The 22664-nt window shown below is 69.4% G+C and carries 20 protein-coding genes and 2 pseudogenes; 18 read left to right on the forward strand and 4 right to left on the reverse strand.

Features of this window, described 5'->3' with window-relative positions; genetic code table 11:
• The first annotated feature begins 327 nt into the window (after window positions 1-327).
• Entirely contained in the window at window positions 328-1662 is a 1335-nt protein-coding gene (locus AA75_RS42160) for a hypothetical protein (protein WP_033825804.1), read from the forward strand.
• Between the two features lie 55 nt (window positions 1663-1717).
• Here the strand turns inward: AA75_RS42160 and AA75_RS42165 are convergent, their stop codons facing one another.
• Complete coding sequence (locus AA75_RS42165; RefSeq protein ID WP_033825805.1) at window positions 1718-2755, reverse strand: NAD-dependent epimerase/dehydratase family protein; 1038 nt, start codon at window positions 2753-2755, stop codon at window positions 1718-1720.
• Between the two features lie 505 nt (window positions 2756-3260).
• Between AA75_RS42165 and AA75_RS51305 the strand changes: the two genes are divergently transcribed.
• The 3 genes from AA75_RS51305 (at window position 3261) to AA75_RS42175 (ending at window position 5523) form a co-directional block, all read left to right on the forward strand.
• Window positions 3261-3425, forward strand: coding sequence for a hypothetical protein (locus tag AA75_RS51305; protein ID WP_199520558.1), 165 nt, complete (start codon window positions 3261-3263; stop codon window positions 3423-3425).
• 95 nt (window positions 3426-3520) lie between these two features.
• Window positions 3521-4732: a cupin domain-containing protein gene (locus tag AA75_RS42170; RefSeq protein WP_033825806.1), complete on the forward strand. Its 1212-nt coding sequence runs from the start codon at window positions 3521-3523 to the stop codon at window positions 4730-4732.
• Window positions 4666-5523, forward strand: coding sequence for an aldo/keto reductase (locus AA75_RS42175; protein WP_033825807.1), 858 nt, complete (start codon window positions 4666-4668; stop codon window positions 5521-5523). Before AA75_RS42170 ends, AA75_RS42175 begins: the two co-directional genes overlap by 67 nt.
• Here the strand turns inward: AA75_RS42175 and AA75_RS42180 are convergent.
• Window positions 5511-6368 carry a hypothetical protein gene (locus AA75_RS42180; RefSeq protein WP_033825808.1) on the reverse strand — a complete coding sequence of 286 codons (858 nt, stop codon included), beginning with the start codon at window positions 6366-6368 and terminating at the stop codon, window positions 5511-5513. The two genes, AA75_RS42175 and AA75_RS42180, sit on opposite strands and share 13 nt — an antisense overlap.
• A 220-nt stretch (window positions 6369-6588) precedes the next feature.
• Here AA75_RS42180 and AA75_RS42185 point away from each other — a divergent pair, with 220 nt between their 5' ends.
• The 11 genes and pseudogenes from AA75_RS42185 to AA75_RS42230 all read left to right on the forward strand — a co-directional run bounded on the left by AA75_RS42185 (window position 6589) and on the right by AA75_RS42230 (window position 18880).
• Complete coding sequence (locus AA75_RS42185) at window positions 6589-7704, forward strand: hypothetical protein (protein ID WP_033825809.1); 1116 nt, start codon at window positions 6589-6591, stop codon at window positions 7702-7704.
• A 118-nt stretch (window positions 7705-7822) separates the two neighbouring features.
• Window positions 7823-9007, forward strand: coding sequence for a cytochrome P450 (locus AA75_RS42190; RefSeq protein ID WP_158515665.1), 1185 nt, complete (start codon window positions 7823-7825; stop codon window positions 9005-9007).
• A complete protein-coding gene (locus tag AA75_RS42195; protein WP_051740775.1) occupies window positions 9004-10287 on the forward strand; it encodes a hypothetical protein in 1284 nt (427 codons plus the stop codon). Before AA75_RS42190 ends, AA75_RS42195 begins: the two co-directional genes overlap by 4 nt.
• On the forward strand, window positions 10284-11459 hold the full coding sequence (locus AA75_RS42200; protein WP_033825811.1) for a glycosyltransferase family 9 protein: 1176 nt from the start codon (window positions 10284-10286) through the stop codon (window positions 11457-11459). The genes AA75_RS42195 and AA75_RS42200 overlap by 4 nt, the downstream gene beginning before the upstream one ends.
• Window positions 11460-11517: 58 nt before the next feature.
• A complete protein-coding gene (locus AA75_RS42205) occupies window positions 11518-13233 on the forward strand; it encodes a carbamoyltransferase C-terminal domain-containing protein (RefSeq protein ID WP_233289447.1) in 1716 nt (571 codons plus the stop codon).
• Between the two features lie 84 nt (window positions 13234-13317).
• The gene (locus AA75_RS42210; protein ID WP_033825812.1) at window positions 13318-14694 is read left to right on the forward strand and encodes a GDSL-type esterase/lipase family protein; all 1377 of its coding nucleotides are present in this window, start codon (window positions 13318-13320) and stop codon (window positions 14692-14694) included.
• Between the two features lie 166 nt (window positions 14695-14860).
• Window positions 14861-15334: pseudogene (locus AA75_RS51310) on the forward strand (SIS domain-containing protein); the annotation flags it as partial.
• Complete coding sequence (rfaE2, locus tag AA75_RS42215; protein ID WP_368666639.1) at window positions 15308-16744, forward strand: D-glycero-beta-D-manno-heptose 1-phosphate adenylyltransferase; 1437 nt, start codon at window positions 15308-15310, stop codon at window positions 16742-16744. The pseudogene AA75_RS51310 and the gene rfaE2, both read left to right, overlap by 27 nt.
• Before the next feature lie 14 nt (window positions 16745-16758).
• Window positions 16759-17706 (forward strand): NAD(P)-dependent oxidoreductase, encoded by a 948-nt coding sequence (locus AA75_RS42220; RefSeq protein WP_033825813.1) that lies wholly within the window; start codon window positions 16759-16761, stop codon window positions 17704-17706.
• A gap of 12 nt (window positions 17707-17718) precedes the next feature.
• Complete coding sequence (locus AA75_RS46780; RefSeq protein WP_082527244.1) at window positions 17719-18306, forward strand: HAD-IIIA family hydrolase; 588 nt, start codon at window positions 17719-17721, stop codon at window positions 18304-18306.
• Window positions 18299-18880, forward strand: a complete 582-nt coding sequence (locus AA75_RS42230; RefSeq protein WP_033825814.1) for an HD domain-containing protein — start codon at window positions 18299-18301, stop codon at window positions 18878-18880. Before AA75_RS46780 ends, AA75_RS42230 begins: the two co-directional genes overlap by 8 nt.
• Here AA75_RS42230 and AA75_RS42235 read toward each other — a convergent pair.
• Both AA75_RS42235 and AA75_RS42240 read right to left on the reverse strand, forming a co-directional pair.
• Window positions 18868-19341 carry an NUDIX hydrolase gene (locus tag AA75_RS42235; RefSeq protein WP_033825815.1) on the reverse strand — a complete coding sequence of 158 codons (474 nt, stop codon included), beginning with the start codon at window positions 19339-19341 and terminating at the stop codon, window positions 18868-18870. The two genes, AA75_RS42230 and AA75_RS42235, sit on opposite strands and share 13 nt — an antisense overlap.
• Window positions 19325-20101: a transcriptional regulator gene (locus AA75_RS42240; protein WP_033825816.1), complete on the reverse strand. Its 777-nt coding sequence runs from the start codon at window positions 20099-20101 to the stop codon at window positions 19325-19327. Before AA75_RS42240 ends, AA75_RS42235 begins: the two co-directional genes overlap by 17 nt.
• 95 nt (window positions 20102-20196) lie before the next feature.
• Between AA75_RS42240 and AA75_RS42245 the strand changes: the two genes are divergently transcribed.
• From AA75_RS42245 to AA75_RS51315, 3 genes and pseudogenes are all read left to right on the forward strand, one after another.
• Window positions 20197-20895 carry an HAD family hydrolase gene (locus tag AA75_RS42245; RefSeq protein ID WP_033825817.1) on the forward strand — a complete coding sequence of 233 codons (699 nt, stop codon included), beginning with the start codon at window positions 20197-20199 and terminating at the stop codon, window positions 20893-20895.
• 76 nt (window positions 20896-20971) lie between these two features.
• Entirely contained in the window at window positions 20972-21820 is an 849-nt protein-coding gene (locus AA75_RS42250; protein WP_033825818.1) for a hypothetical protein, read from the forward strand.
• Window positions 21821-21823: 3 nt separating this feature from the next.
• A pseudogene (locus tag AA75_RS51315) lies at window positions 21824-22646 on the forward strand (hypothetical protein).
• Window positions 22647-22664: the final 18 nt, after the last annotated feature.

The raw sequence follows: 22664 nt of genomic DNA on the forward strand, positions 1-22664 counted from the left end.
CAGGCGATGGACGGGGTCACTACGGAGACGGACGGTTGAGGGACGTCCCGGGACGATTTGGCGTCGTGACTGGCCGGCCTGGTGCAGCGCCCGACGACGCCGCCCGGAGCGTCGGCCACCTACTGTCCTGTTTCCCGCCGTATCGCCACCACTTCGCGGGGCGATCGTCTGCTGAAGTGTCAAGGTCATCGGGTATCACTGCGATGTCATTTGGCTGATAACGGCTACACAGAACTGATATGAGGCTGTATCAGTGAAGAGTCGAACTGGCTCTTCTGAACAGGCCACTGGATCCCAGCGCGTCGAACGAATGGAAGGGGTCACTGAATGACAGCCACCAGGACGCTGCTGTGGGTTCTCGTGTCGGAACAACGCCACTGGAGCTACTCGGACTTCGAGCGGGCGTTCTCGGCTGCAGCTAAGCAACTGGGGAGGCGGCTGGCGGACTCGACGTTCGACAGCCTCACGGTCTCGGAGCCGACGTTTCGCCGCTGGACAGCTGGGCGGGTCGAGAAGCCGAGCGGCCACTCGGCTCAGGTGTTAGAGCACATGTTCCAGATCCCCGTTGCCGCACTGCTGGCTCCAGCGACCGATGGCAGTCTCACCTCACCACCCGTGTACGACCTCGAAAGCGATCTCACGATGACGTCACGCGACGCGTCCGACCACGCCTTCTCCCTGGCGTCCCAATCGCTGCCTGGCATGTCGCTGGACCAGCTCCGCGACGACCTCGTCACCCTGGCACGCACGTACGACCAGAAGCCTCCCTTCGATGCGTTCCGCGATCTCAAAGTGCTGCGGGAAGGCGCAGCGAGCATGCTGGACCGAACGCAGATCCCCACCCAGCGCCAAGAGCTGCTGATCATCGCCGGCCAGGTGTCAGCGCTGCTGGCGATGTCGGCCTTCGACCTCGGCTCCTTGGGCGCTGCGACGCGGCTCGCTCGCTCGGCGGCGACCTACGGCGAAGCCGCCCGCTACGGGCCGCTCAAGGCATTCGCCGACGGGACGCTGGCTATCCTTGCCTATTGGGACGGCCGCCCTGCCGAGGCCCTGCAGCACGTCAGGCAGGCGCAGTTGCACCCAGGGCTCGGGGCGGCAGCCAGGGCCCGGCTCTTCGCAATCGAGGCACGGGCCTACGGTCATCTCGGGGACTCCGCCCGCGCGACCCGAGCGATTCGCGCAAGCGTCGACGACTGCAACGACGAGAGGGACGACCTCCACGACGGCATCGGCGGCGAGTTCCACCACGACGCCGCCCGTCTCGCTCGATCCCACGGAACCACGTGCCTCCTCCTGCGCGATGGCGTTGGCGCCGAGGAGCACACCGCTCGTGTGCTGGATCTGCAGGCCGCGCTCCCGCCGGGAAGACGGACTCCCCGGATCGAGGCCGAGGCCCGAACGGACCGCGCGGCGGCTCTGCTCATCGCCGGCGACCTGGAGGGCGCGCGGGAGATGATCACGCCGATCGCCCTGCTGCCACCGGACCGCCGGATCGCCGGGCTGGTGGAGCGCGTTCACCAGGTCCGCGCTCTGCTGACGACCGAGCCTCTTCGAACGGCAGCCGCAGCGGTAGCGCTCGGAGAGGACCTGGAGGAGTACGTCAGGGCATCCGCGCCCAAGCAGCTCGGCCCGGGTGCGAACCGTCTCACGCTCGGGGGCTGATGTCGGGCTGGAGGGCGCGCTCGTCAGGTAGAGCAGCCGAGCGGGCGCCCTCACCTCACGGTCTGGGCGAAACTGCTGACAGGATCACCTCCTCCTTCACAGGGTCGATTCCGTGCGCAGCGGCCCGCGGGTGCGGCACCGGCAGGTGCCCCGATTGAAGCCAGGCCCAGGTGTCGGCGACCGTCTCGGCCAAGGGCCGGCAGACCAACCCGGCCTCGTAGGCGCTCCCCGAGTCGATCAGCCACACCCCTTCATGGGTGCGCCACAGCGGGAGCTCTGTCCACTGCTCCACGCCGTACTCCAGCAGGACTTCATCGCCAACCCATTCGAGCTGCCCGCTGCTCGCAGTGACGTCGAGACATGTCTGCAAGAGCCGGCCCATGGTGTCCCGACCGATCGGGCCGGTCGCATTGTGCACTCCGCCTCCGGGGCGGCTCGCGAGGTCGAGGGCGAACTTGGCCACGTCGCGCACGTCGACCGGTTGGATGCCCTTGGTCGGCTTGCCGGGTGCAAGGATCCGGCCGCCGCGCCCAGCTCGGTTCAGCCACCAGGGAAGTCGGCCGACGTACTCGCCCGGCCCGAGAATGACCCCGGGCCTCACGATCCAGCTTCGGTGCTCGCTGAAGGCGGCGAGCACGGCGCGCTCGGCTCCGGCCTTCTGCCGGCCGTAGTGAAGGTTCGGGCCCAGCCACCCCGGGGGGTTGCGGCCGTAGTCCTCGTCAGCGTCCGGCGGCCCATCCAGGAGCTCGTCCCCGACGCTCAGAGGATGGTCGGGCCAGCCGGCGTACACCGACGCCGTCGAGATGTAGACGTACCGCTCGGCCACAGGCTCCAACGCCTGCGCGGCGGCCAGAACGGTCCGGGGCGGCTGCTCGCCCGCTGAGGTGTCGATGACCGCGTCCCAGGGCCCGTGGGACGCCAAGCGACCCAGGTCTACTGGATCGGTTCGATCACCGTGGATTGCCTCCACATCAGGAAGATCCTGGCCGGACCGGCCGCGGTTGAACGTTGTGACCGCCCAGCCGCGGTCGAGGGCGTCCTGTACGACCGCCCTGCCTAGGAACCACGTCCCGCCAATGATCAGAATCTTCATGGCTCAGATCTTGCCGAATCCGATAGCGGAACCGCCACTCATGACGGTCATTCATGGCGGCAATGACTGCAGGTGCCCCAGGCGCCGGGGCGCAGAGTAGGGCCAGTGACACTCCGCCGATACGTGGATGATCGGCTGACCAAGGACGTGAGTCGTCGCTGATCTGGCGGCGATATCTCCTCACCCGGGATCCTAAAGGACCGAACGAGCGGTCACACAGAGAGATCGCTCGGTCGCTCCAGAAGGTCAGAGGCGTTCGCACTCCTGAGACTGGATCGTCCCGGGACGTCTCCGGGATGTCCCAAGACGGGGTCGTGCCGTCCCAGCGGCGAGCGCCAGCATCAACGGACCGTCAGCCGACGGTTACTGATCCGAATCTCCGCCAGGGACCAGGCCGGCTAGAGCTGTTCTGAACCAAGCCGACCGACGGCAGTTGGACGCGCGCTCACTCAAGACTTCCCGCTGGAACCCCGGCGGGAGTACCCGATGTGGAAGGAGCACAACAGTGCCCGAGAACCCGCCGACCCCGGCCAGGAGCGGCCTTCTGGTCGCCGTGGAGGTGCTGGCAAGCGTCCACGACCGGCACGACAGCGACCGGTCCGACCCCGGGACGGGCAGTTCGGGTGACGGCCCCTGGCCCGAGGGCGATGGCCTGAACAGCCCCGCCTAACAGGCCAGCGCTCTGGGGCGGAGGACCCCGTAGGCCAACTCGGCGGGCTCCTCCGCCCCCCTCTCGCGCTACTAACTCGAAGGAGGAGAAGGACCGTGAAGCACCGTCTGGTACGGGCCGTTGAGGATGCTCTGGGTTGGGATGGCCCCGGACCTCTCGGGAAGCAGTTCGCTCGGGGCAGCCTCAGCGACATCGAGCTGGTGGGGCGACTGCTGACCCCGCAGGGACTTCTCGACATGGTGATGCGCCGCAGCCTGGCGAACCCTCAGTTCCGCTGCTTCCGCGGCGGCGAGGAGCTGCACCCCAAGGCCTACCTCAGCCCGCAGGTCTCACTCAGGGGCCAGAGCATTCCGATGGCGGACATGCGGCGGCTGGGCAACCTCCTGCGCGAGGGGGCGACGATCGTCTTGGACCAGGCGAACGTCTTCGACCCCACGATGGAGGTGGCTTGCCGGGCCATGCAGTGGTGGTCCCGGGAGAACGTCCAGGTCAATGTCTACCTGACCACCAACGACGCTGCCGGCTTCGACCTGCACTGGGATGACCACGATGTGCTGATCATCCAATTGGCCGGCGAGAAGGACTGGGAGGTCCGGGGAGCCTCACGCCAAGCTCCGCTGTACCGCGATGCCGACCGGAACAACACGCCCAGCGATGAGGTCGTCTGGGCCGGCGCGATGAAGACCGGCGACGTCATGCACATTCCGCGCGGCTACTGGCACCAGGCGTCCCGCGTCGGCTGCGGCCAGGGGCAAAGCATGCACATGACGCTCGGCTTTGCCAAGCGGACTGGAGTGAACTGGCTGTCCTGGCTGGCTGACTGGTCCCGCGAGACCGAACTCTTCCGCCGTGATCTCGACCGCTGGGGCACCCCCGAAGAGCGAGAGAACCAGCAGCGGGAACTAGCCGCCACTGCCACACGCATCGTCGCCTCACGGAGCTCGGCAGACTTCCTGGCTGCCCGCGAACAGGAGGCCATCGCACCCAGGCACGTGCCGCTCCTGGATATCTTCGGCCCGCTGGAAGCTGCGGTGTGCATCACCGACTTCCCGCCCGTGATCGAGGAGAACGGCGAGACGGTCGACGTTCGCGGGGCCGGGAAGAAGCTCACCTTCACCGCCGAGGCCCTGCCCGCTCTGCGCATGCTTCTCAGCGGCCGGCCCGTGAGACTGGACGAGGCAGCACTCCTTGTGGGCAACGAAGTTGAGGATGTAGCGAAGATCCTGACGGAGGAAGAACTGTGCGCGAGCCTCACCCCCCAGTTGTTCTCGGGTTACACCGGTCTCGTTACGAACGCCGGCTGCTGACGAACGCCCTGGACCTGGGCATCACGGCGATCGACACGAGCTTTAACTACCGTGAATTCGGGGCGCACAGGAGGCTGACGGAGATCGGCGGCGACCTCCTCCCGCACTTCACGCTGTCGACCAAGGTCGGGTTCTTCCCGGGGACCGGCAGAGCAGAGCACTCTCTCGACCCCGGTCGACTACGGCTCGCCCTGGAGCAGACGAATCGGGACCTTCAGCGAGTTCCGGACCTCGTCTTTCTGCACAACCCGGAACGCTCACTACGGGAAGCCCCAGACGCCCGCGACATGCTGGCCCAGGCATGCGCTGCCCTCAATGCCGCCACTGCGCAGGGGCTGTGCAGGTCTTGGGGAATCTCGTCCTGGAATCCGTCCTCGCTTCCCAACCTGATCGACCCGACGGTGCCGAAGCCGACTGTGCTCATGGTCCGTGCCGGCCTGCTGGTCGGAATCCGGACTCTGGATGCCGTCGACGATCTCGCGGCCAGCTGGGGCTTGCTGGCCGATTCGATGTGGGGCATGAGCCCCTTCGGGGGCGACACCACAGACCCCGTCTGGGACAAGCTCGATCCTCGCATCTTCCTCCGGGACCAAGGGAGTTCACTGTCTCGTCCGCAGGCAGCGTTCCGGGCCGCCTACCACCTCCCACGGGTCGGGACGTTGGCTGTCGGCTCGGACAATCCCGCGCACCTTCGCGAGCTGCTTGATGCCTTGGACTGCGCTGCGGACGAGCAGGTGATGCTCGAGTACCGGGATCTCTTGCGTGAGCGGGCGAGCCGTCAACCCGCTTGAAGTTCCTCCATGATCCGGGCGGCCATGTGCCGGGCCGGCTGCACCCGAGGATCTTCCGGATGGGCGTCAGGTCCGGTGATCTTCGAGCAGGCGAACAGCGTCATCAGCCTGCCGTCCCGGCTCTCCAACTCGTCGCGGCGCTCGCGGCGTACGCGGTCAGCCAGCGCTGGGACAGCAAGCGAATTGGCCCACAACGACGCCGAGTCCAGACCTCGCGGCGCGTTCCCCCAGTCCTCCCAGTCGAACAAGCAGAATCGCGGGCCAGTGACATTCGCCCAGTTCAGGTCCGCGTGGGCAGGTGCCCACTGCGTGATGGTCGTCTCGAAGATGCTGGGAAAGGCGGTGCGAATGGTCTCGGTGACCACAGCCTGGGTGATGGTCACGGTGTCGGGGGTGGCGATCCGCGTCGTGTGTTGCCCAGCCAACGCGTCCAGTGAGGAGTTCAGCGCTTGCCACCAGATTTCAGGAAGATCCGGATCGGCTGCAAGTACGCTGGTACCGACCGGGTTTCCCGGCAGGAGGCTTGTCTCGTCGGCCCGCCACATCGCCGCGCTCGATGTATCCCGCCAGGCCAGTCCAGCGCACCAGGTGGGCTTGTCGATCGCTGTCAGGGTCGCCGCGCATTCGGTGCCGTTCCAGCCCTGGCCATCGATCCTGTCGAGTCGGCGCCGTTCGATCCGGACCCAGGTATCACGATCCGTCCGCGCCCCGACGGAACGGCGCTTACGCAGCACCGTGTCCCGCTCCAGGCGAACCTGGAGAGCCTGCTCAACGCGGTCCAGAACGTCGTCAACCGGCTCAACCCGCAAGTCAACAGCACGGGCAGAGGACATGGGGAGAGTCATGCGTGCGACCGTAGCAGCGGGCCAGGCTCGGCTCCATCTCGCGAACGACTAGGGCCCGGAGCACATCGCCAAATATTGGCTTCCAGAGGTCAGATGCGCTTCCCCTTCGCCGACGGCAAGGCGCACTGCTGGAACAGATTTTGGACTCACAGACGGCTGCGCCGCGCCTCCGGTCCGCGGGCAGGTTTGGCTGACCAACTGGTGAAATGGGGGCTTTTTCATGCCTGAGCACGCGATCGACCTTCCGATGCCCGTGAGGGACCTCCGGCGCCGGATCGGTGATCTGTCCCTGCGGCTGCGCACGTCCGGATTGCAGGCGAAGCCGGGCGAGCCGCGGTTCGTCGACTTCGACAAGATCCGACTGCCGAACGGTGAGGTGGTCGGTCGCAAGAAGGTGATCGTCATGTCCGGCGGTTGCTCGGTGCCGACGTGCACGATGTGCCCCTTCACCAACCTGAACAACTACGGTATCGAGGGCGGCAGGTCGGCGAAGAGCCTGCTGGAGCAGGTTCGGCTTACTCTGGCGCGGACCGAGGATGAGCCGTCGTACGAGGTGCTCTCCCTCTACAACGACGGCAGCTTCTTCGCGCCGAAGGAGATCCCCCGGGACGTCCAGGTGGAGATCGCTCACCTGGTCGCGGCAGCCGGGGTGAAGCGGCTGGTGGTGGAGTCGCTGCCGCAGTTTGTCACCGAGCCGGTGCTGCGCCCGTTCGTCCAGGCGCTGGGCGAGGTGCGGCTGGAGATCGGCATCGGTCTGCAGTCCGCGGACGTTCTGGTGCGCGAGACGCTGGTTAACACCCGGATCACCCAGAAGTCCTTCGAGCGGGCGCTCGCGGTGATGGCTGGCCTGGGAGTGGACCCGAAGATCTACCTGATGGTCAAGCCACCGTTCCTGACCGACGGCGAGGCGGTGACCGACGTCGTGGAGTCGGTGGACTACCTGACGGGGCTCGGCGTGAGCGGGATGACGCTGTGTCCGACGCGGGTATCGCCTAACACCGTGGCGTGGGAGCTGTGGCAGGCCGGGCAGTACACCCCGCCGAACCTGTGGACGGTGGTGGAGGCGATCCGCCGGGTCCATAGGCAGCTCGCGGTGCGGGTGGCGTGCGTGAATCTGAGGGGGTCGGATTTCGAGTCGGTGTTCCCCGACGCCTGCTCGGCGTGCGCTGATGGGGTGGTGGACGCGCTGATGCGGTTCGGGGAGACCGGCGAGGCGGGCGACCTGCCCGCCGACTGCTCCTGCCGGCCGTTGCTGGAGGTGACCGGTCTCGACCACGCGGCCATTGCCGCCCGCGCGGCGCAGCAGCTGAACGTGCTGGAGCAGGCGGGTGTCTGAGCGGACCATGGTGCCCGTGGCTGGCGGGTTACCCCCGCAGCACTCGGAGCGCGGCTTCGAGGCGGATCCGGTGGGCGTCCTGGATGAGGGGCACCGACGGCACGGGCCGGTGTTCCGGATGACGGTTGACGGAACCGACACCGTGCTGGTGGGTACATGGGCCGGGCTGGGCGAGCTGTTCGCGGCCGAGCGCGGCTGCCTGGAGGTGCTCAACACTCCGCTGGTGCACGACTTGTTCGGCCGGGCGCTGTTCAACCTTGCCGGGGACGGTCATAGCGAGGCCCGGCACCTGCTGCGTCCCGCGCTGTCCGGGCGGGCGCTGCCTGGCTACCTGTCGGCCCTGCTGGAGGTGACGGAACCGGTGGCGGCCCGGTGGGCCGACGAGGGCGCTGGGGATCTGTACGCGGCGGCGCGCGAGGCGACCGGCGCGATGAGCGCCCGCGTGCTGCTGGGCATCGCCCCCGGGGACCCGGACGCGGCGCTATTCACCACGGACTTCGAGCGGTTCGTCGCGGCAACCGGTGCCACGCCAGGGCTGCGGCGATTCGCGGCCGACCGGTACTGGGCGGGCCGCGTGGCGCGGCGGCGCTTGCATGCCCTTTTCGTCCGGCGGGCCGCCGAGGCCGCACAGGGCGGATGTCCGGGATCGGCGCTCGTCCGCCTGGTGGCCGCGTTCGAGGGCGCTCCGGGGGCGGTGGGGCCGCTGGAGGATCACCTGTTGGCCCTGCTGATCGCGGCGCGGGAGACGACGGCGAGCCTGGTCACCTGGTGCCTGGTGGAGCTGGCGGGCAACTCGGAGCACGCCGCGCTCGCGGCGTCGGAGGCCCGCTTGGTGTCGGCGCGGCCGGAGCTGCTGGTCGGGCGTGACCGGCTGCCGGTGCTGCGGGCGGTGCTCGCCGAGACACAGCGTCTGCACTCCCCGAACCTGTTGGCCATGCGGAAAGCGGTCTGCCCCGTGGTGCTGGGCGGCCACCGGATCCCGGCGGGCACGCGGGTGGCGTACTCCCCGTCGGCTGGACACTTCGACCCCGAGGTGTTCCCCCAGCCCCACTCCTTCCGGCCGGGGCGGTTCCTCGCTGGGCAGGCCCAGGGGGCGCGGCTGTGGGCGTTCGGCGGAGGCGCGCACGCCTGCCTGGGCCGGCCGCTCGCCGAGCTGATGGCCCTCACCGTCGTGGCGTCAGCCCTGGGCCGGGGTCTTCCGAGGCTGCCCGGCGGCCCGCCCGTCTGGATCCGTTACCGGCCCGCCAAGGCCCCCATCGACCCGCTGCCGTTCGTCCTCGACGACCAGGAGACCGCTTCGTGAAACAGACCCCACCCGCCGCGCTCGCCGTCCTATGGCAGGCCGCAGCCCACCACGAGGTCGACCGACACCGGCTGCACCTGGTGCCCAGTGAGAACGGGCTGTCGCTCGGGGCCCGCGTGCCGCACCTGATGGAGGCTGCGGTCCGGTACGCCTTCCCCGGGCCTGAGGGCGGAGGCGAGAACTGGGCGTGGCCGGGCCAGCAGGATCTGGTCGGCATCGAGCGGGCCGTAGCCGGGCGGCTCGGTGAGCAGCTGGGCGCCGAGTTCGTGAACCTCAAGCCGACCTCCGGGGTGTCGGCGTTGACGGTGGCGCTCTCCGCGCTGGCCGGCCCCGGGGCGACGGCGTTCAACCTGGCGGAGCGGGACGGCGGCCACGGCTCGACCCGCTTCATCGGCACTCGGCTGGGGCTGCGGATGAAGGACCTGCCGGTCGACCCGGCCACCTGCACACTCGATCTGGACGCCCTCGCCCGTCGGCTCGGCACCGGGCCCCGGCCGGAGCTGGTGTACCTGGACGCGTTCATGTGCCTGTTTCCCATGGACCTGCCGGGGCTGCGCGAGGTGGTCGGCCCCGAGGCAGTGATCCACTACGACGCCTCCCACACCCTGGGCCTGATCGCCGGCGGCGCCTGGCAGAACCCGCTCGCCGAGGGCGCGGACAGCCTCGGCGGCTCCACCCACAAAACGTACCCCGGCCCGCACAAGGGCCTGCTGGCCACCAATGACCCGGGGATCGCGGCTCGGCTGGACGAGCACGCCTCGCACTTCGTCTCCCACCACCATCCGGCCGACGTCGTCGCCCTGGCCGTGGCCGCCGCCGAGATGGACGAACGCGGCCCGGCGTACGCGGCGGCCACCATCATCAACGCCCGCCGCCTGGGCGCGGGCCTGGCCGAGCGCGGGTTCACGGTGTGCGGGGAGAAGGGCGGCTTCACCGACTGCCATCAGCTGTGGATCGACATCGCGCCGTTGATGGACGCCGAGGAAGCCTCCCGCCGGCTGCTTACGGCCGGGATCGTCGTCAACGCGATCCCGCTGCCACACATCACCGCCGACGCCGGGCTGCGCCTGGGTGTGCAGGAGATCACCTGGGCCGGGATGGGCACTGCCGGAATCGACGAGCTGGCCGAGATCGTCACCGCCGTGCTGCGCGACGGCCAGGACCCGGCCGCCGTTGCGGAGCGGGCCCAGGCTCTGGTGGAGGCGCACAGGCCAGACAGCGCCGACGAGCACGTCCTGCGCGTGGCCCTTGCCGCGATCGGGATCGGGGGTGGGGCGTGATCCCGGAGCAGGTCCCGGGCAAGGGCGTCTTCCTCGGGCCCGTGCACACCACTGGCACGTTCGAGATCCGCCCGGACTGCCGACACTTCGCCGGTGGGATGCCCTGCCGCCACTGGCGCCCTTGCCATGGCTGCCCGCACCATGACCCGGTCGAGTTCCGGGTGCTGATCGTGATGCTCGGCCTGCTGGGGGACATGCTCATCGCCTCCCCGCTGCCGAAGCGGATCCGCGACGAGCACCCCGGCGCGCATGTCACCTGGCTGGTGGACGAGGCAAACGCGCCGATCCCGCGGATGAACCCGTTCGTCGACGAGGTACTCGTCCACGACTGGCAGGCTGCCGCCCAGCTGCCCTCGCGCTACTTCGATGCCGTGTTCGCGTTCGAGCGGACCCCGTCGGCGGCGGCGCTGGTCGACCGGATCGACGCCGGGCACAAGGCCGGGCTTGCCTTCGGCGGCCCTCACCACGCCCTGTATTCGATGGGCGAGGCCGCAGTGCAGTTCTTCCGGCAGAACACCTGGAACGACTACCGCACCCTCACCAACCAGCAGACGTGGACCGAGCTGTACTTCGCCGTCGCGGGATACGAGTACGCCGGCGAGCCCTACGTCCTCCAGGTACCGGAGGCCGCCCGGCGGCGGGCGGCCGGGCTGCTCGGCGAGCGCACCGGGCCGCGGGTGTGCCTGAACCTCGGCGGGTCGCTGACCACGAAGCTGTGGCCAGCAAGGCACTGGGCCGAACTCGCCGACGCCCTGCTGGATCACGGGGCGCAGCTGGCCGTCCTCGGCGGACCAGCCGACCGGGAGGCATGCGAGGACCTGGTACGCCACCTGCGAACGCGCGGCGCCGACGAATCCCGGGTCGCGTACGCGCCGCTCAGCCTGGAGGAGGCCGCCGCGCTGCCGGGCCTCGTCGACGCGGTGGTGACCGGCGACTCCTACGGCTTCCACCTCGCCCTCGCACACGCCAAGCCGACCGTGCTGCTGCTCGGACCAAGCAATGGCGCCGAGGTCATCCCCAAGCACGTCGCGAACGTGACCGCGTTGCGCTCGACCCTGGGGTGCTCGCCATGCGCCCATCAGGTCGCGTGCGGCGGCGTTGGCGGCTGCATGGACGCCATCGACCCGCCGACCGTCCTCAAAGCCACCCTCGGCCACCTGAGAACTGTCTGAACCAGCCCCGCACCGCCCGGTGTTGAGCGACCACGAAAGGAGCACCACGTTGGGAATCGTGCTGGGGCTGGGCGGCCCGTACTACCACGACGCCTCCGCCTGCCTGGTCATCGACGGCCGGATCGTCGCCTTCGCCGAGGAGGAGCGATTCTCCCGCCGCAAGCACCACAAGGACTCCCGATCCTGCGCGGTGGCAGCGGCCTACTGCCTGTCCGAGGCAGGCATCACGTTGGCCGAGGTGGACGAGATCGCCATCGCCTTCAACCCCAACTGGCCCACTCCGAGCGAGACCTGCAGGGACGCCGAGCTGATCGCCGAACTACTCGACCCCTCCCTGTTCGGCCATCACCGGCCCAGCCAGGTCATCGTGATCGAACATCACCTCGCGCATGCCGCGTCCGCGTTCCATCCCTCCGGGTTCGAGGAGGCCGCCGTGCTGGTGGTCGACGGCTCCGGCGACGGCATCTCCGCGACCCTCGCCCACGGCACCGCCGACGGGCTGAAGCTCCTGCGCCAGTTCCCCTTCTCCCAGTCGCTGGGCTGGTTCTACGAGACCGTCGCCGAGCATCTTGGGCTCGGCGACTGGACCAGCTCTGGCAAGCTCATGGGCCTGGCGGGCTATGGCCGCGCAGACCGCTACGCCCTGGACTTTCTCACCCCCAGGCCCGGGGGCTATCACCTGGATTTGACCCGCTACGGGATCTGCCCCGACGAGCCGGTCGACGACCAGTACACCGACCTGCGGTACTACGGGCGCCTGAAGAAGGCGTACGCCGCCGCCTACACCGACCTCGGGATTCCACCTCACCGTCGCGACCGCACCTACGCCGGTGGCCGCGTCGTGCCCGGTACCGGCTACCTGCCGGAACACGCCGACCTCGCCGCCTCGGCCCAGCACCTGCTGGAGCAGTGCCTGGCCGAGCTGGCCCGCGAAGCCCTCACCCTCACCGGCACGTCCCGGCTGTGCGTGGCGGGCGGGGTGGGGCTGAACTGCTCCGCCAACGGCCGCCTCGCCCAACTTCGCGGGGTAGAGGAGCTGTTTGTCCAGCCGGCCGCCGGGGACGCCGGCTGTGCCATCGGCGCGGCGCTCGAGGTCGCGCAGCGCCGCGGCGATCTCGCCCTGCCGGGCCCGGCGATGACCACCGCCGCCCTCGGCCCCGCCTTCGCCCCGGGTGCCATCCGCACCGTCCTGGACGACTACGGCCTTGTCTTCCGCGACCACGGCGACGACCTGCCGACCTTGGTGGCCGGGCATTTGGCGCTCGGGCGCACCATCGCCTGGTTCCAGGGCCGCATGGAGGCCGGGCCCCGCGCGCTCGGACGACGCAGCATCCTCGCCGACGCGCACAACCCCCAGGCCCGCGACCACATCAACGACCACGTCAAGCACCGGGAGCCCTGGCGGCCCCTCGCCCCGGTCCTCCTCCAGGAGGCCGCGCGCGACCTGATCGGCACCAGCACGCCGCACCCGTTCATGATCGTCGCGCGGCAGGCCACCAACGCCGCACGGGAGCTGATCCCGGCCGCCGTGCACACCGATGGCACGCTGCGCCCGCAGACCGTAGTCCGCGATGACGCCGATCCGTACGCGCGGCTGCTGGCCTCGTTCGCCGAGCAGACCGGCCGGCCACCCGCGCTGCTGAACACCAGCTTCAACCACGAGGCCGAGCCGATCGTATGCACGCCCCGCGACGCGGTCGCCACCTTCGCCGCCAGCCCCCTGGACATGCTCGCGATCGGACCGTTCCTCGTCCGTAAGGAACGCCCCAGCTAACTGTCCGACACCATGCGCTCACAGCCGGTACGTTGAAGCCCGGCCTCTGGCCCTCATCCGCAGCAAGCGAAGGACCAACTCGCGATGACCAGCACGACCACCCCTGACCTGACCGTCGCCGAACGGCTGAGCGCCGAGCACGGCCGGGCGCTCACCATCGGGGCCGACTGCGACCTACCCGACGACCTCATCATCGAGATCGACACCGACGCGCACCTGACGATCGGCGACCGGGTCTCGATCCGCCGCGGCTCCACCATCCAGGTTCACCGCGGCGCCACCGTCGCCATCGGCAACGACGTCGCCATAGGAGAACACACCTTCATCTCGGCCATGACCGGTATCCGCCTCGGCGACGGCTGCGCCCTGTCGAACATGGTCGACCTGCACGACCACAACCACCGCGAGCGCTCCGCCGCGAACGTGCCCACCGGACAGCTCGTGCCGTGGGCGTCCGGCTTCGAGGCCGCCCCGATCATCATCGAGCCCGGCGCGACCCTCTCCAACAAAGTCACCGTCACCGCCGGGGTCCGCATCGGAGCCAACTCCCTGATCGGGGCGAACGCGGTTGTCTCCCACAGCATGGCCCCCGACACCGTCGCCGCAGGCGTCCCCGCCAGCGTCCGCCGACACTTCGACGGCGCTCCCGCATCGCGCGAGGACCGGCGCACCCTGACCATCGGGTTCTTCGGCACGTCGATCATGGAACATCTGGAAGCCTTCAACACGCAGATGACCACGCAGGCGAACCTGCCCGAGATCGGCGCCAAGGTCACCGTCGAGGGCTGGCACCAGCGCGGCTGGGTTCACCGTCTCGCTCTGTCGCTGCGCGCCGCCCATGCCCACGTCGCCTTCGACGTCCATAACCTGGGCGAGGGCGGCGCCACCAGCCGCGACATCGCCGCCATCGTGGAAACCGACCGGGCCACCACCGGCACCGACTACGACCTGACCTTCCTCGGCTGCGGCATCAACGACGTCTGGCGCCGCTTCCAGGGTCGGCTGTCCGAGGCCGTCGACCTCGACGAGTACACCCAGCACATCAACACGATGCTGGAGCAACTGACCGGCTACTCCCGTCAGGTCGTCGTCGTCAGCGAGACCCCGTTCGGGCCCGTCGAGGCCCCCGGCACCGTGACGGAGATGAACGCCGAACTCGCCCGCTACAACGAGGCAGCCCGAACAGCGGCTGCCGCGCACGGCACACTGTTCCTCGACGTGTGGACCCCGTTCACCGCGGTTGCCCGCCACGTGCCGACCGACGACGCCACGGGCGGGGTGTGGAGCGACGGTGTCCACCTCACCGAACTCGGTGACACCGTGCTGCTCCAGCAGACCGAGCGGCTCCTCGCTGAGCATCGCATCATCAACAAGCTCTTGGACTACCCGCTGTTGGAGCGCGATCAGGCCCTGACGGCGTACGGCCCGCTGTTCGCCCGCTGCCGGCCGAACGATTCCTGAGCCAGCGGGGTGCTGGCGCCAGCCAGCCAGCGCCAGCACCCGGCCGCCATCCTGACCTTCCCACCCCTGTCCTTCGAAGGAGCTGACTGTGACCCCGCCGGGCCGCGCGCACATACAGGCGCTCGCCGCCGCGTTACCCCTGCTCGATGTCGGCCGTCTCCAGGAATGGGGCCGGATCCTCGCCGACCGGCTGCCCGCAGGCCGACGGCTGCTGGTTGCCGGCAACGGCGGCAGCGCGGCCGAGGCCCAGCACCTGACCTCCGAGCTGGTGGGCCGCTTCCGCGCCGAGCGGGCTCCGTTGTCCGCCATCGCGCTGCATGCCGACTCTTCATCGGTGACCGCCATCGCCAACGACTATGGCCCGGACGAGGTGTTCGCCCGGCAGGTTCGCGCGCACGGTCGGCCCGGCGACGTCCTACTTCTGCTCTCCACCTCTGGCACCAGCCCCAACGTGCTCGCCGCCGCGAAGGCGGGCCGGGAACTCGATCTCACCGTCTGGACATTGACCGGCCCGGCACCGAACCCGCTCGCCGCCGCCGCCGACCGAGCCGTGTGCGTGGACACCGCCGAGGTCGCCACCGTTCAGGAATGCCACCTGGTGGCCGTGCACGTCCTGTGCGCCGCCGTCGATTCCCACCTCACCGAACCGGCCGCCTCCGGGGGCGGTGAGCTTGAGGGCGTGCGGCGCTTGGTGGTGGTCGGTGACGTGCTGCTGGACCGCGACATCACCGGCACGGCCGACAGGCTCTCCCCGGAGGCCCCGGTCCCAGTCATCGCGGACAGCCGCTCAACCGAACGGCCGGGCGGCGCCGGGCTGGCCGCTGTCCTGGCCACCCGAGAGCCGGGCTGGCACGTCACCCTCGTGTGCGGCCTCGGACAGGACGCGCCGGGGGCGCGGGTCCGCACACTTCTGGATGAGGCGGGCGTCGAGGTCATCGACCTCGCCACCAGCGGCACCACCCCCGTCAAAACCCGTGTCCGGGCCGCCGACCGCACCCTGCTCCGCTTCGACACCCCGGCCGACCCGCTCCAGCTCGGCCCGCTCCCCGACACTGTCCGCGCCCGGCTTGAGGAAGCCGCGGCTGTGGTGGTCTGTGACTACGGGCGCGGCATCACCTCCCACGACGAACTCCGCCAGGCCCTCACCAACGTTGCCACCGGCCGCCCCCTGCTGTGGGACCCACACCCCAAGGGCGCCGCACCAGTGCCGGGGACGGCACTCGCCGTCCCGAACACGGACGAAGCCCTCCTCCTCACCGGCGGCAACGAGCCCCATGACCTCGGCGGCGACACCGCGCGGGCCCTACGCCTGCTGACCGCTTGGCCGGTCAAGCAGGTCGCCATCACTAGAGGCCGCGACGGCGCGGTCCTGGTCGCCGACCCCGACGCCCACCCCCTTGTTCTCCCGGCTCGCCCAGCCACCGGGGACACCTGCGGGGCCGGCGACCAACTGGCGGTCACCACGGCCGTGATGCTCGGCACCGGACGGCTGCCCTCCCATGCCGTGGCCGCAGCCGTCGACGCCGCAACGGCCTATGTTCGAGCCGGCGGCCCCGCCGGTCTGACCACCCCGCCGTCTCACGGCTGGCCCGGTCCGCTGGAGCTGGCCGCGCGCGTACGGGCACGGGGCGGGAAGGTTGTGGGCGCTGGCGGCTGCTTCGACCTCCTGCACGCCGGACACCTCTCTCTCCTGGCCCAGGCCCGCCGCCTGGGCGACGTCCTGGTCGTGTGCGTCAACAGCGACACCTCCGTCCGACGACTCAAGGGCGAGGACCGGCCGGTCGTCGGCGAGCACGAGCGCGCCGCCCTACTGAGGGCCCTGGACTGCGTGGACGGCGTGCTCGTCTTCGGCGAGGACACCCCCGAGAAGCTGCTGGCCGAACTCCGCCCCGACATCTGGGTCAAGGGCGGCGACTACTCGGGCCGGCGGATCGCTGAAGCCGACCTCGTGGAGAGCTGGGGCGGCGAAGTCGTCACCGTTCCCTACCTGGACGGCCACTCCACCACCACCCGGATCAACCGGCTTGCCCAGCAGGCAGGCACCCGGTGATCCAAGAAGACGACGTGCTGGTCACAGGGGCAGCCGGGTTCATCGGCCGGCACACCGTGGCCGCCTTCCACCGCGCCGGTCACCAGGTCACCGCCATCGACCTGCGCCCCGCCCCCGGCCATCTCGCCAGCGCGGCCCGATGGCAGCGCGGCGACTTCGCCGACCCTGCTCTCCTCGCCGAAATCGCCGCCGGCCGGTATGGCACGGTCGTGCACCAGGCCGGCATCAGCGACACCCGCGCTCCGGCCGGTCCCGAGCTGGAGGAAACCAACACAGCGGGGCCCCTCCGCCTCGCCGACGCCTGTCGCGTTGGCGGCACCCGCCTGATCTACGCCTCCTCGCACTCTGTCTACGGCACCCTCTACCACCGCACCCCGATCACCGAGGACGCGGACACCGACACCGGCCGCTGCTCCGGCCCGCTCAACCCGTACGCGGCATCCAAGCTCGCCCTCGACCAGGAGATGCGCATCCGGTACGCCGCCGACCTGGAGTGGGTTGGGCTGCGCTACACCAACGTGGTCGGCCCCGACGAGACCGACAAAGGCCCGATGGCCTCGATCCTGTCCCAGCTCCTTCGCCAGGCCGCCTGCACCGGGCACATACGCATCTTCGACGACTCCCTGACCGCCGCCCGCGACTACATCCCGGTCGAGACAGTCACCGCCACCATCGTCCAACTCGCCACCGCAATGCCGCCGGTGCCGGCCGCTGTCTACAACCTCGGCGCTGGCTTCGCCGTGTCCTTCGCGGAGGTCGCGCAGTGGTGCGCCCGCCTGCATCGCGAGACGACCGGCCAGCCGCTACTCGCCGAGCTGGTACCGAACTTGGCCCCGGCCGCCTACCAGTACTTCACCTGTGCGGACATGACCACACTCGACAAGGCATTGCCCAGCCGGCCGACGCTCTCCCTGCGGGACACCGAGGTGCGGGTGGCCGAGCTGTTCCGGCTCTTCCGGTAGAAAGGCACGTGCGTGAAACGAGAGACTGGCGGACCGCCCGCGCGACGCCATGCAGTATTCCTCGACCGGGACGGCACACTTACCGAACCCCGCCACTACCCCTCTCATCCTGACGACCTCGTTCTCTCGCCCGGCATCGGACCACCACTGCGCGCTCTTCAGGACGACGGCGTCGCCCTGCTCGTCGTCACCAACCAGAGCGGCCTCGCGCGTGGGCTGTTCAATGAGGATGACCTGGCCGCGATGCACGAACACCTCGGCGAGCTCCTGGCCCACGAGAACGTCCGGCTGGACGGCATCTACGTCTGCCCCCACCACCCGGAGGGCTCAGTCGCCCATTTTCGTACGATCTGCGCATGTCGAAAGCCCGCCCCAGGGATGATTACCCAAGCCGCCCACGACCTTGACCTCGACCTGGCTCAGTCCTGGATGGTCGGCGACTCCGCCTGTGACATCGAGGCTGGCCGCCGAGCCGGAACCCGCACCGCGCTCGCAGCGGGGGCGCCGCAAGCCGGTGTCACACCACACTTGTACGGGGCGACGACAGCCGACGTGCTCGACCAGGTCTGGCACGCGAAGAATCGAGGACACTGTGAATGACTTGCTGTCCGGATGGGCGGAAGAGATTGCGGTCCGGGAGCTTGCCGTGAGCCTGCCGCAGAGATGGGCGCACTCCCAAGGGGTAGCGCGGCAAGCATCTCGTCTGGCTCCAGCCCTCGGCCGCGCCGCCGACCTGTTGGCCGCAGCCGCAGTGCTCCATGACGTCGGCTACGCGCCTCGGTTGGCCGCTACGGGCTTCCACCCGCTCGACGGCGCACGGTTCTTGCGCGACAGCCACGGAGCGGACGAGCACCTGACCAGGCTGGTGGCAAACCACTCGTTCGCCCTGTTGGAGGCCGAGGAGCGAGGGCTTCGAGGCGATCTAGAGCGGGAGTTCCCGGTGCCCGAGGACCGGGTGCTGGTGGACGCCCTGGTCTACTGCGACATGACGACGACCCCAACCGGTGAGCTGACGACCCCGGCCGCCCGTCTCGCCGAGATCCTCGGCCGATACGGCGACGACAGCATCGTGGGCCGGTTCATCCGGCTAGCTGAGCCTGAAATCCACGCCGCGGCCGCCCGTACCGAGGCCCTGCTCGCAGCTGTTGTGAAGGGCCTGGCTCAGCCCAGGTAGGGGTACTTGCCGCTGAGGTAGTCGCCGATCTGCTGGCGCATGCTCGGGTGGACGTCGTAGTCGTCCAGGTCGCGGGGATGGACCCAGCGCACTCCGTCGGCCTCGTCGTTGACGGTCGGCTCACCGCCGACGGGCCGACCGATGTAGGTGACCTCGAACTGCTGGCGGGCTTCGCCGTTGCTGCTGTAGACAACGATGTGCGCGGGGTTGGAGTAGACCCCGAGGAGGCCGGTGATCTCGGCGACGATGCCGGTCTCCTCGAGGCACTCGCGCACCGCGCAGTCGGCGGCCGACTCTCCGATGTCCTGCTTCCCGCCCGGCAGTGCCCACTGGCCGGTGTCGCGTCGGCGCTGAAGAAGGATAGCGCCGGCCGCGTCCTCGACCAGCAGGTTGCTCGCGGGTACCAGTGAGTTGGCCGCCGGGGCAGCCGGATCGCCGTAGTACTCAGTCCTCCCGGCCATACGACTGGGCCCCCTCTGCGTTGTCGGTCCACGGCCGTGCGCCGTTCCAGACCGCGTCGAAGCTCTGAGCGTAGCTGTCAAACCACCCTGGCTCGGGTGCTTTCTGAAGGTGCAGCAGGGGGTTCGCGCTCGCGGGCTGGCCCCAGATGTGGGGGTTGACCAGCAGGTCCGTGTCGTACCGGAACAGCGAGTTGTAAAGGGTGGTGTCGTGCAGCCGGATTTCGCAGCCCGGCGTTGCCAGCAACGGCCGGTAGTAGGTGAGGGAGGCGCGGACCTTCGCCGCGAGCGCATCTCCGATGCCTTCCTCGCGACCTCGGACCATCACGGCCTGGCCCCGCGGGTCGCCGAAGCAGAGCCGGATCTGAACTCCGTCCGCCGCGCGCTGGGCGAGCATCGTGGCGATTCGGGGGTTCGACTGGGCGAAGAACGTCCCCGAGAACACCAGGACGTCGATCTGCTTCACGGACTCCAGCAGGAGGGACAGCCACATCTCCCGAGGGACACTCGCACGATCGGGGTAGGTGGATACAAGACCGGGCCCGCGGGGCTCCGTGGCTTGGCCGGCCCTGGCCCGCGGCTCAGGCCACAGGAACGTCTCGTCCACCCGCAGGTGGTGCGCAACGTTCCAGCGGTGGCGCGCGTGTGGGACGCGTCCGCCTAACCAGCGGGTCACGGTTTTGGGGTCCACCTCGCAGACGGTGGCGAGCCCCTCAGGGGAGACGCCGCGCTGAGCGAGTACGGAGCGAAGTCGCTCGTTCACAGGCGATATCCAAGCGGAGGACGACTGGACTCGCAAGGACGTCCTGGGACGCACGGCAGCCGGCGGAGCGCTCCGGCAATGCCTACGCTTGCCGAATGCCCCTCATCATTCTGTGGGATATCGACCACACGCTCATCGACAACGCAGGCGTGAGCAAGGAGATCTACGCTGCTGCCTTCGAGGCGGTGGCGGGGTATCCACCCAGCAGTCCTGCTGTGACCGAGGGGCGCACCGATCGCCTGATCATGGGCGAGATGTTCCGCCGACACGGTCGGACGTCGCCCGGCTGGGACATCGTGGAGGCCACGCTGGAGGCCGCAGGGCGCGAGCGTCTGGATGAGATCCGACGTCGGGGTCACGTGCTGCCTGGCGCACGCGAGACGCTTTCGGCGGTGGCTGAGGAGAGCCAGTTCATCTCCTCCGTGCTGACCGGCAATATCGCGGCCAACGCCCGGACGAAGCTGGCAGCGTTCGGCCTCGATGGCCTGGTGGACTTGGCTGTCGGGGCGTACGGCGCGGACGACCCGGAGCGGAAGGAACTCGTGGCTGTAGCCCAGCGTCGCGTGAGTACGGCGTACGGCGTTTCCGCCGGAACTCCTGTGGTGCTGGTTGGTGACACTCCCCGGGACGTCGAGGCGGCGCTGAGCAACGGAGCCGAGATCGTCGCGGTCGCCACCGGAGCGCATACCGGCCAGGAGCTGCAGGACGCGGGGGCTGACGTCGTGCTGGCAAGCCTGACGGGTACGGAGTTCCTCCTAAACCACTTCAGGCGCCTCGCCAATGCGCGTGGCTGATAAGCCAGTTACTGGGACTATGAAACGATAGCTCTCGCTCTCCCGGTCCCCGTCGGCCGACTCAGGAAGGTGCTCGATGTCCTTGCAGCCGGACGACGACACCCGGCACGGCCTGACGGCAGCGCACGAGAAGGCCGCCGGATTCCTCGGCCTGGTGTGCACCGGACCGCCGGTCTTCGGCACCTCCGGAACCACTGTCGGCCGCCGGGCCGAGGACGTCTGGCTCCGGGTCTCCAGAAGCAGTCGCCGCAGGGCGCCGCGGCCGACCGGCCAGGGCGCTCTCGGCGCTGAACAGCTCGTCCCCGCATCCGTCCCGCGTCCCAGGCTCCACGACACCGTTGACTGGACGGAGGCCGCCTGGTTCTACCAGGCCGACGTCTTCGACCTGGTAGGTTCCGCGGTTTCCTCGACCCCGGACCTCCGCGATGACCCTGGCCTGGACGATGGCTGGTGGGGCTCGCTGCGGAACGCGCTGACCGGCATCGCAGAAGCACCGGGCACGAAGATCACTCTGCGCGAGGCGTGGGTCGAAGAGGTCTTCCCGAAGTACCTCGGCATCCCGGCTCCAACCGAGCTCGAGCGGACGACCGGGCACGGTGATCTCCAGTGGGCCAACCTGACCGCCCGGCCGCTCAAGATCCTCGACTGGGAACGCTGGGGCCTGGTGCCGGTCGGCTACGACCCTGCGGTCCTGTGGGTCAGCAGCCTCCTCGTGCCCGAGGTTGCGGACCGTATCCGCACGGAGTTTGTCGACATCCTCGACACCCCTGCCGGACGCGTGGGTCAGCTCATCGCAATTGCGGAGATGCTCCAGGCCGTTGACCGCGGGTACTACCCGGAACTCGCCCCTCTCCTCGCTGACCGGGCACGTGAGCTGACCGGTGTCACCCCACCGCAGGGCACCGACGCCGGCCTCCTCCGGTAGACCATGGACCTCCGGCAGGAGCCCGTCGATCACGTCCTGGACCAGATGGAGCAGCGCCTCGGCATGAGGTTGGACCGGCGCAGCGTGGTGCGGAAGCGCCGGACGGTCGGAGACGGCACCGACCGTGGCAGCTGGACCCGGGTCGAACGCCGCCCCTGGGCACGGGAACAGGGCTGGGGCGGATTCGAAGCCGCAGCGGCGTTGGCCAGCGTGGCGATGCCACGCTGGTACGGGTCGGCGGCATGGCAGGACCCGGACGACCGGGCGATCTGGCACGTGGACGAGACCTCGCTGTTGCCTGAGCTCCCGGTCGGGGCCGCAGTGGTGACCGTCGACCCGGAGCTGCCGGACGATTGGTGGCGCGCTGAACGCCTCGCTGGCAGTGCTGGCCGCTCAGCGAACGGCTCGGGCGGCGGCCCCGGACACCGAACGGATTACGCAGCAGCTGGTCGACGACACAATCAAGGCCGCCTTCCCCGGAGCGCACGAAACTCGGGTGAAGCACTGGTGTCCTGCTCACACCGACCTGAAATGGGCGAACGTCACCGGCCCTGGTGAGTTCTGCATGTTCGACTGGGAAGACTGGGGAATGGCGCCACGCGGACTCGACTCGGCGTCGCTGTACGTCGCCTCCCTCGCCCTACCGGCGCTCGCGGACCGGGTACGCAGGGAGCGCCAGGCAGACCTCGAGAGCAGCGACGGGATGGTGATACAGCTGTTCGTGCTGGCGAAGATCGTCGGACCACGCGCCGGTCCGAACGACCCGCGAATGGGGCCGGCGCACCGGGAGGCTGCGCGGCTGATCTTCGCTCTTCAAGGGGACTGAACGTCACCCTGCCTGCAA

Origin of the sequence: Kitasatospora sp. MBT63 (genome assembly GCF_000710465.2) — a bacterium.
Lineage (GTDB): Bacteria > Actinomycetota > Actinomycetes > Streptomycetales > Streptomycetaceae > Kitasatospora.

Coding starts and splice junctions, on each gene's coding strand:
- AA75_RS42190 (WP_158515665.1), top strand. CDS start 7,823: ATGACGGTTGACGGAACCGACACCGTGCTGGTGGGTACATGGGCCGGG.
- AA75_RS42250 (WP_033825818.1), top strand. CDS start 20,972: ATGTCCTTGCAGCCGGACGACGACACCCGGCACGGCCTGACGGCAGCG.
- AA75_RS42165 (WP_033825805.1), bottom strand. CDS start 2,755: ATGAAGATTCTGATCATTGGCGGGACGTGGTTCCTAGGCAGGGCGGTC.
- AA75_RS42185 (WP_033825809.1), top strand. CDS start 6,589: ATGCCTGAGCACGCGATCGACCTTCCGATGCCCGTGAGGGACCTCCGG.
- AA75_RS42235 (WP_033825815.1), bottom strand. CDS start 19,341: ATGGCCGGGAGGACTGAGTACTACGGCGATCCGGCTGCCCCGGCGGCC.
- AA75_RS42210 (WP_033825812.1), top strand. CDS start 13,318: ATGACCAGCACGACCACCCCTGACCTGACCGTCGCCGAACGGCTGAGC.
- AA75_RS42180 (WP_033825808.1), bottom strand. CDS start 6,368: ATGACTCTCCCCATGTCCTCTGCCCGTGCTGTTGACTTGCGGGTTGAG.
- AA75_RS42245 (WP_033825817.1), top strand. CDS start 20,197: ATGCCCCTCATCATTCTGTGGGATATCGACCACACGCTCATCGACAAC.
- AA75_RS42160 (WP_033825804.1), top strand. CDS start 328: ATGACAGCCACCAGGACGCTGCTGTGGGTTCTCGTGTCGGAACAACGC.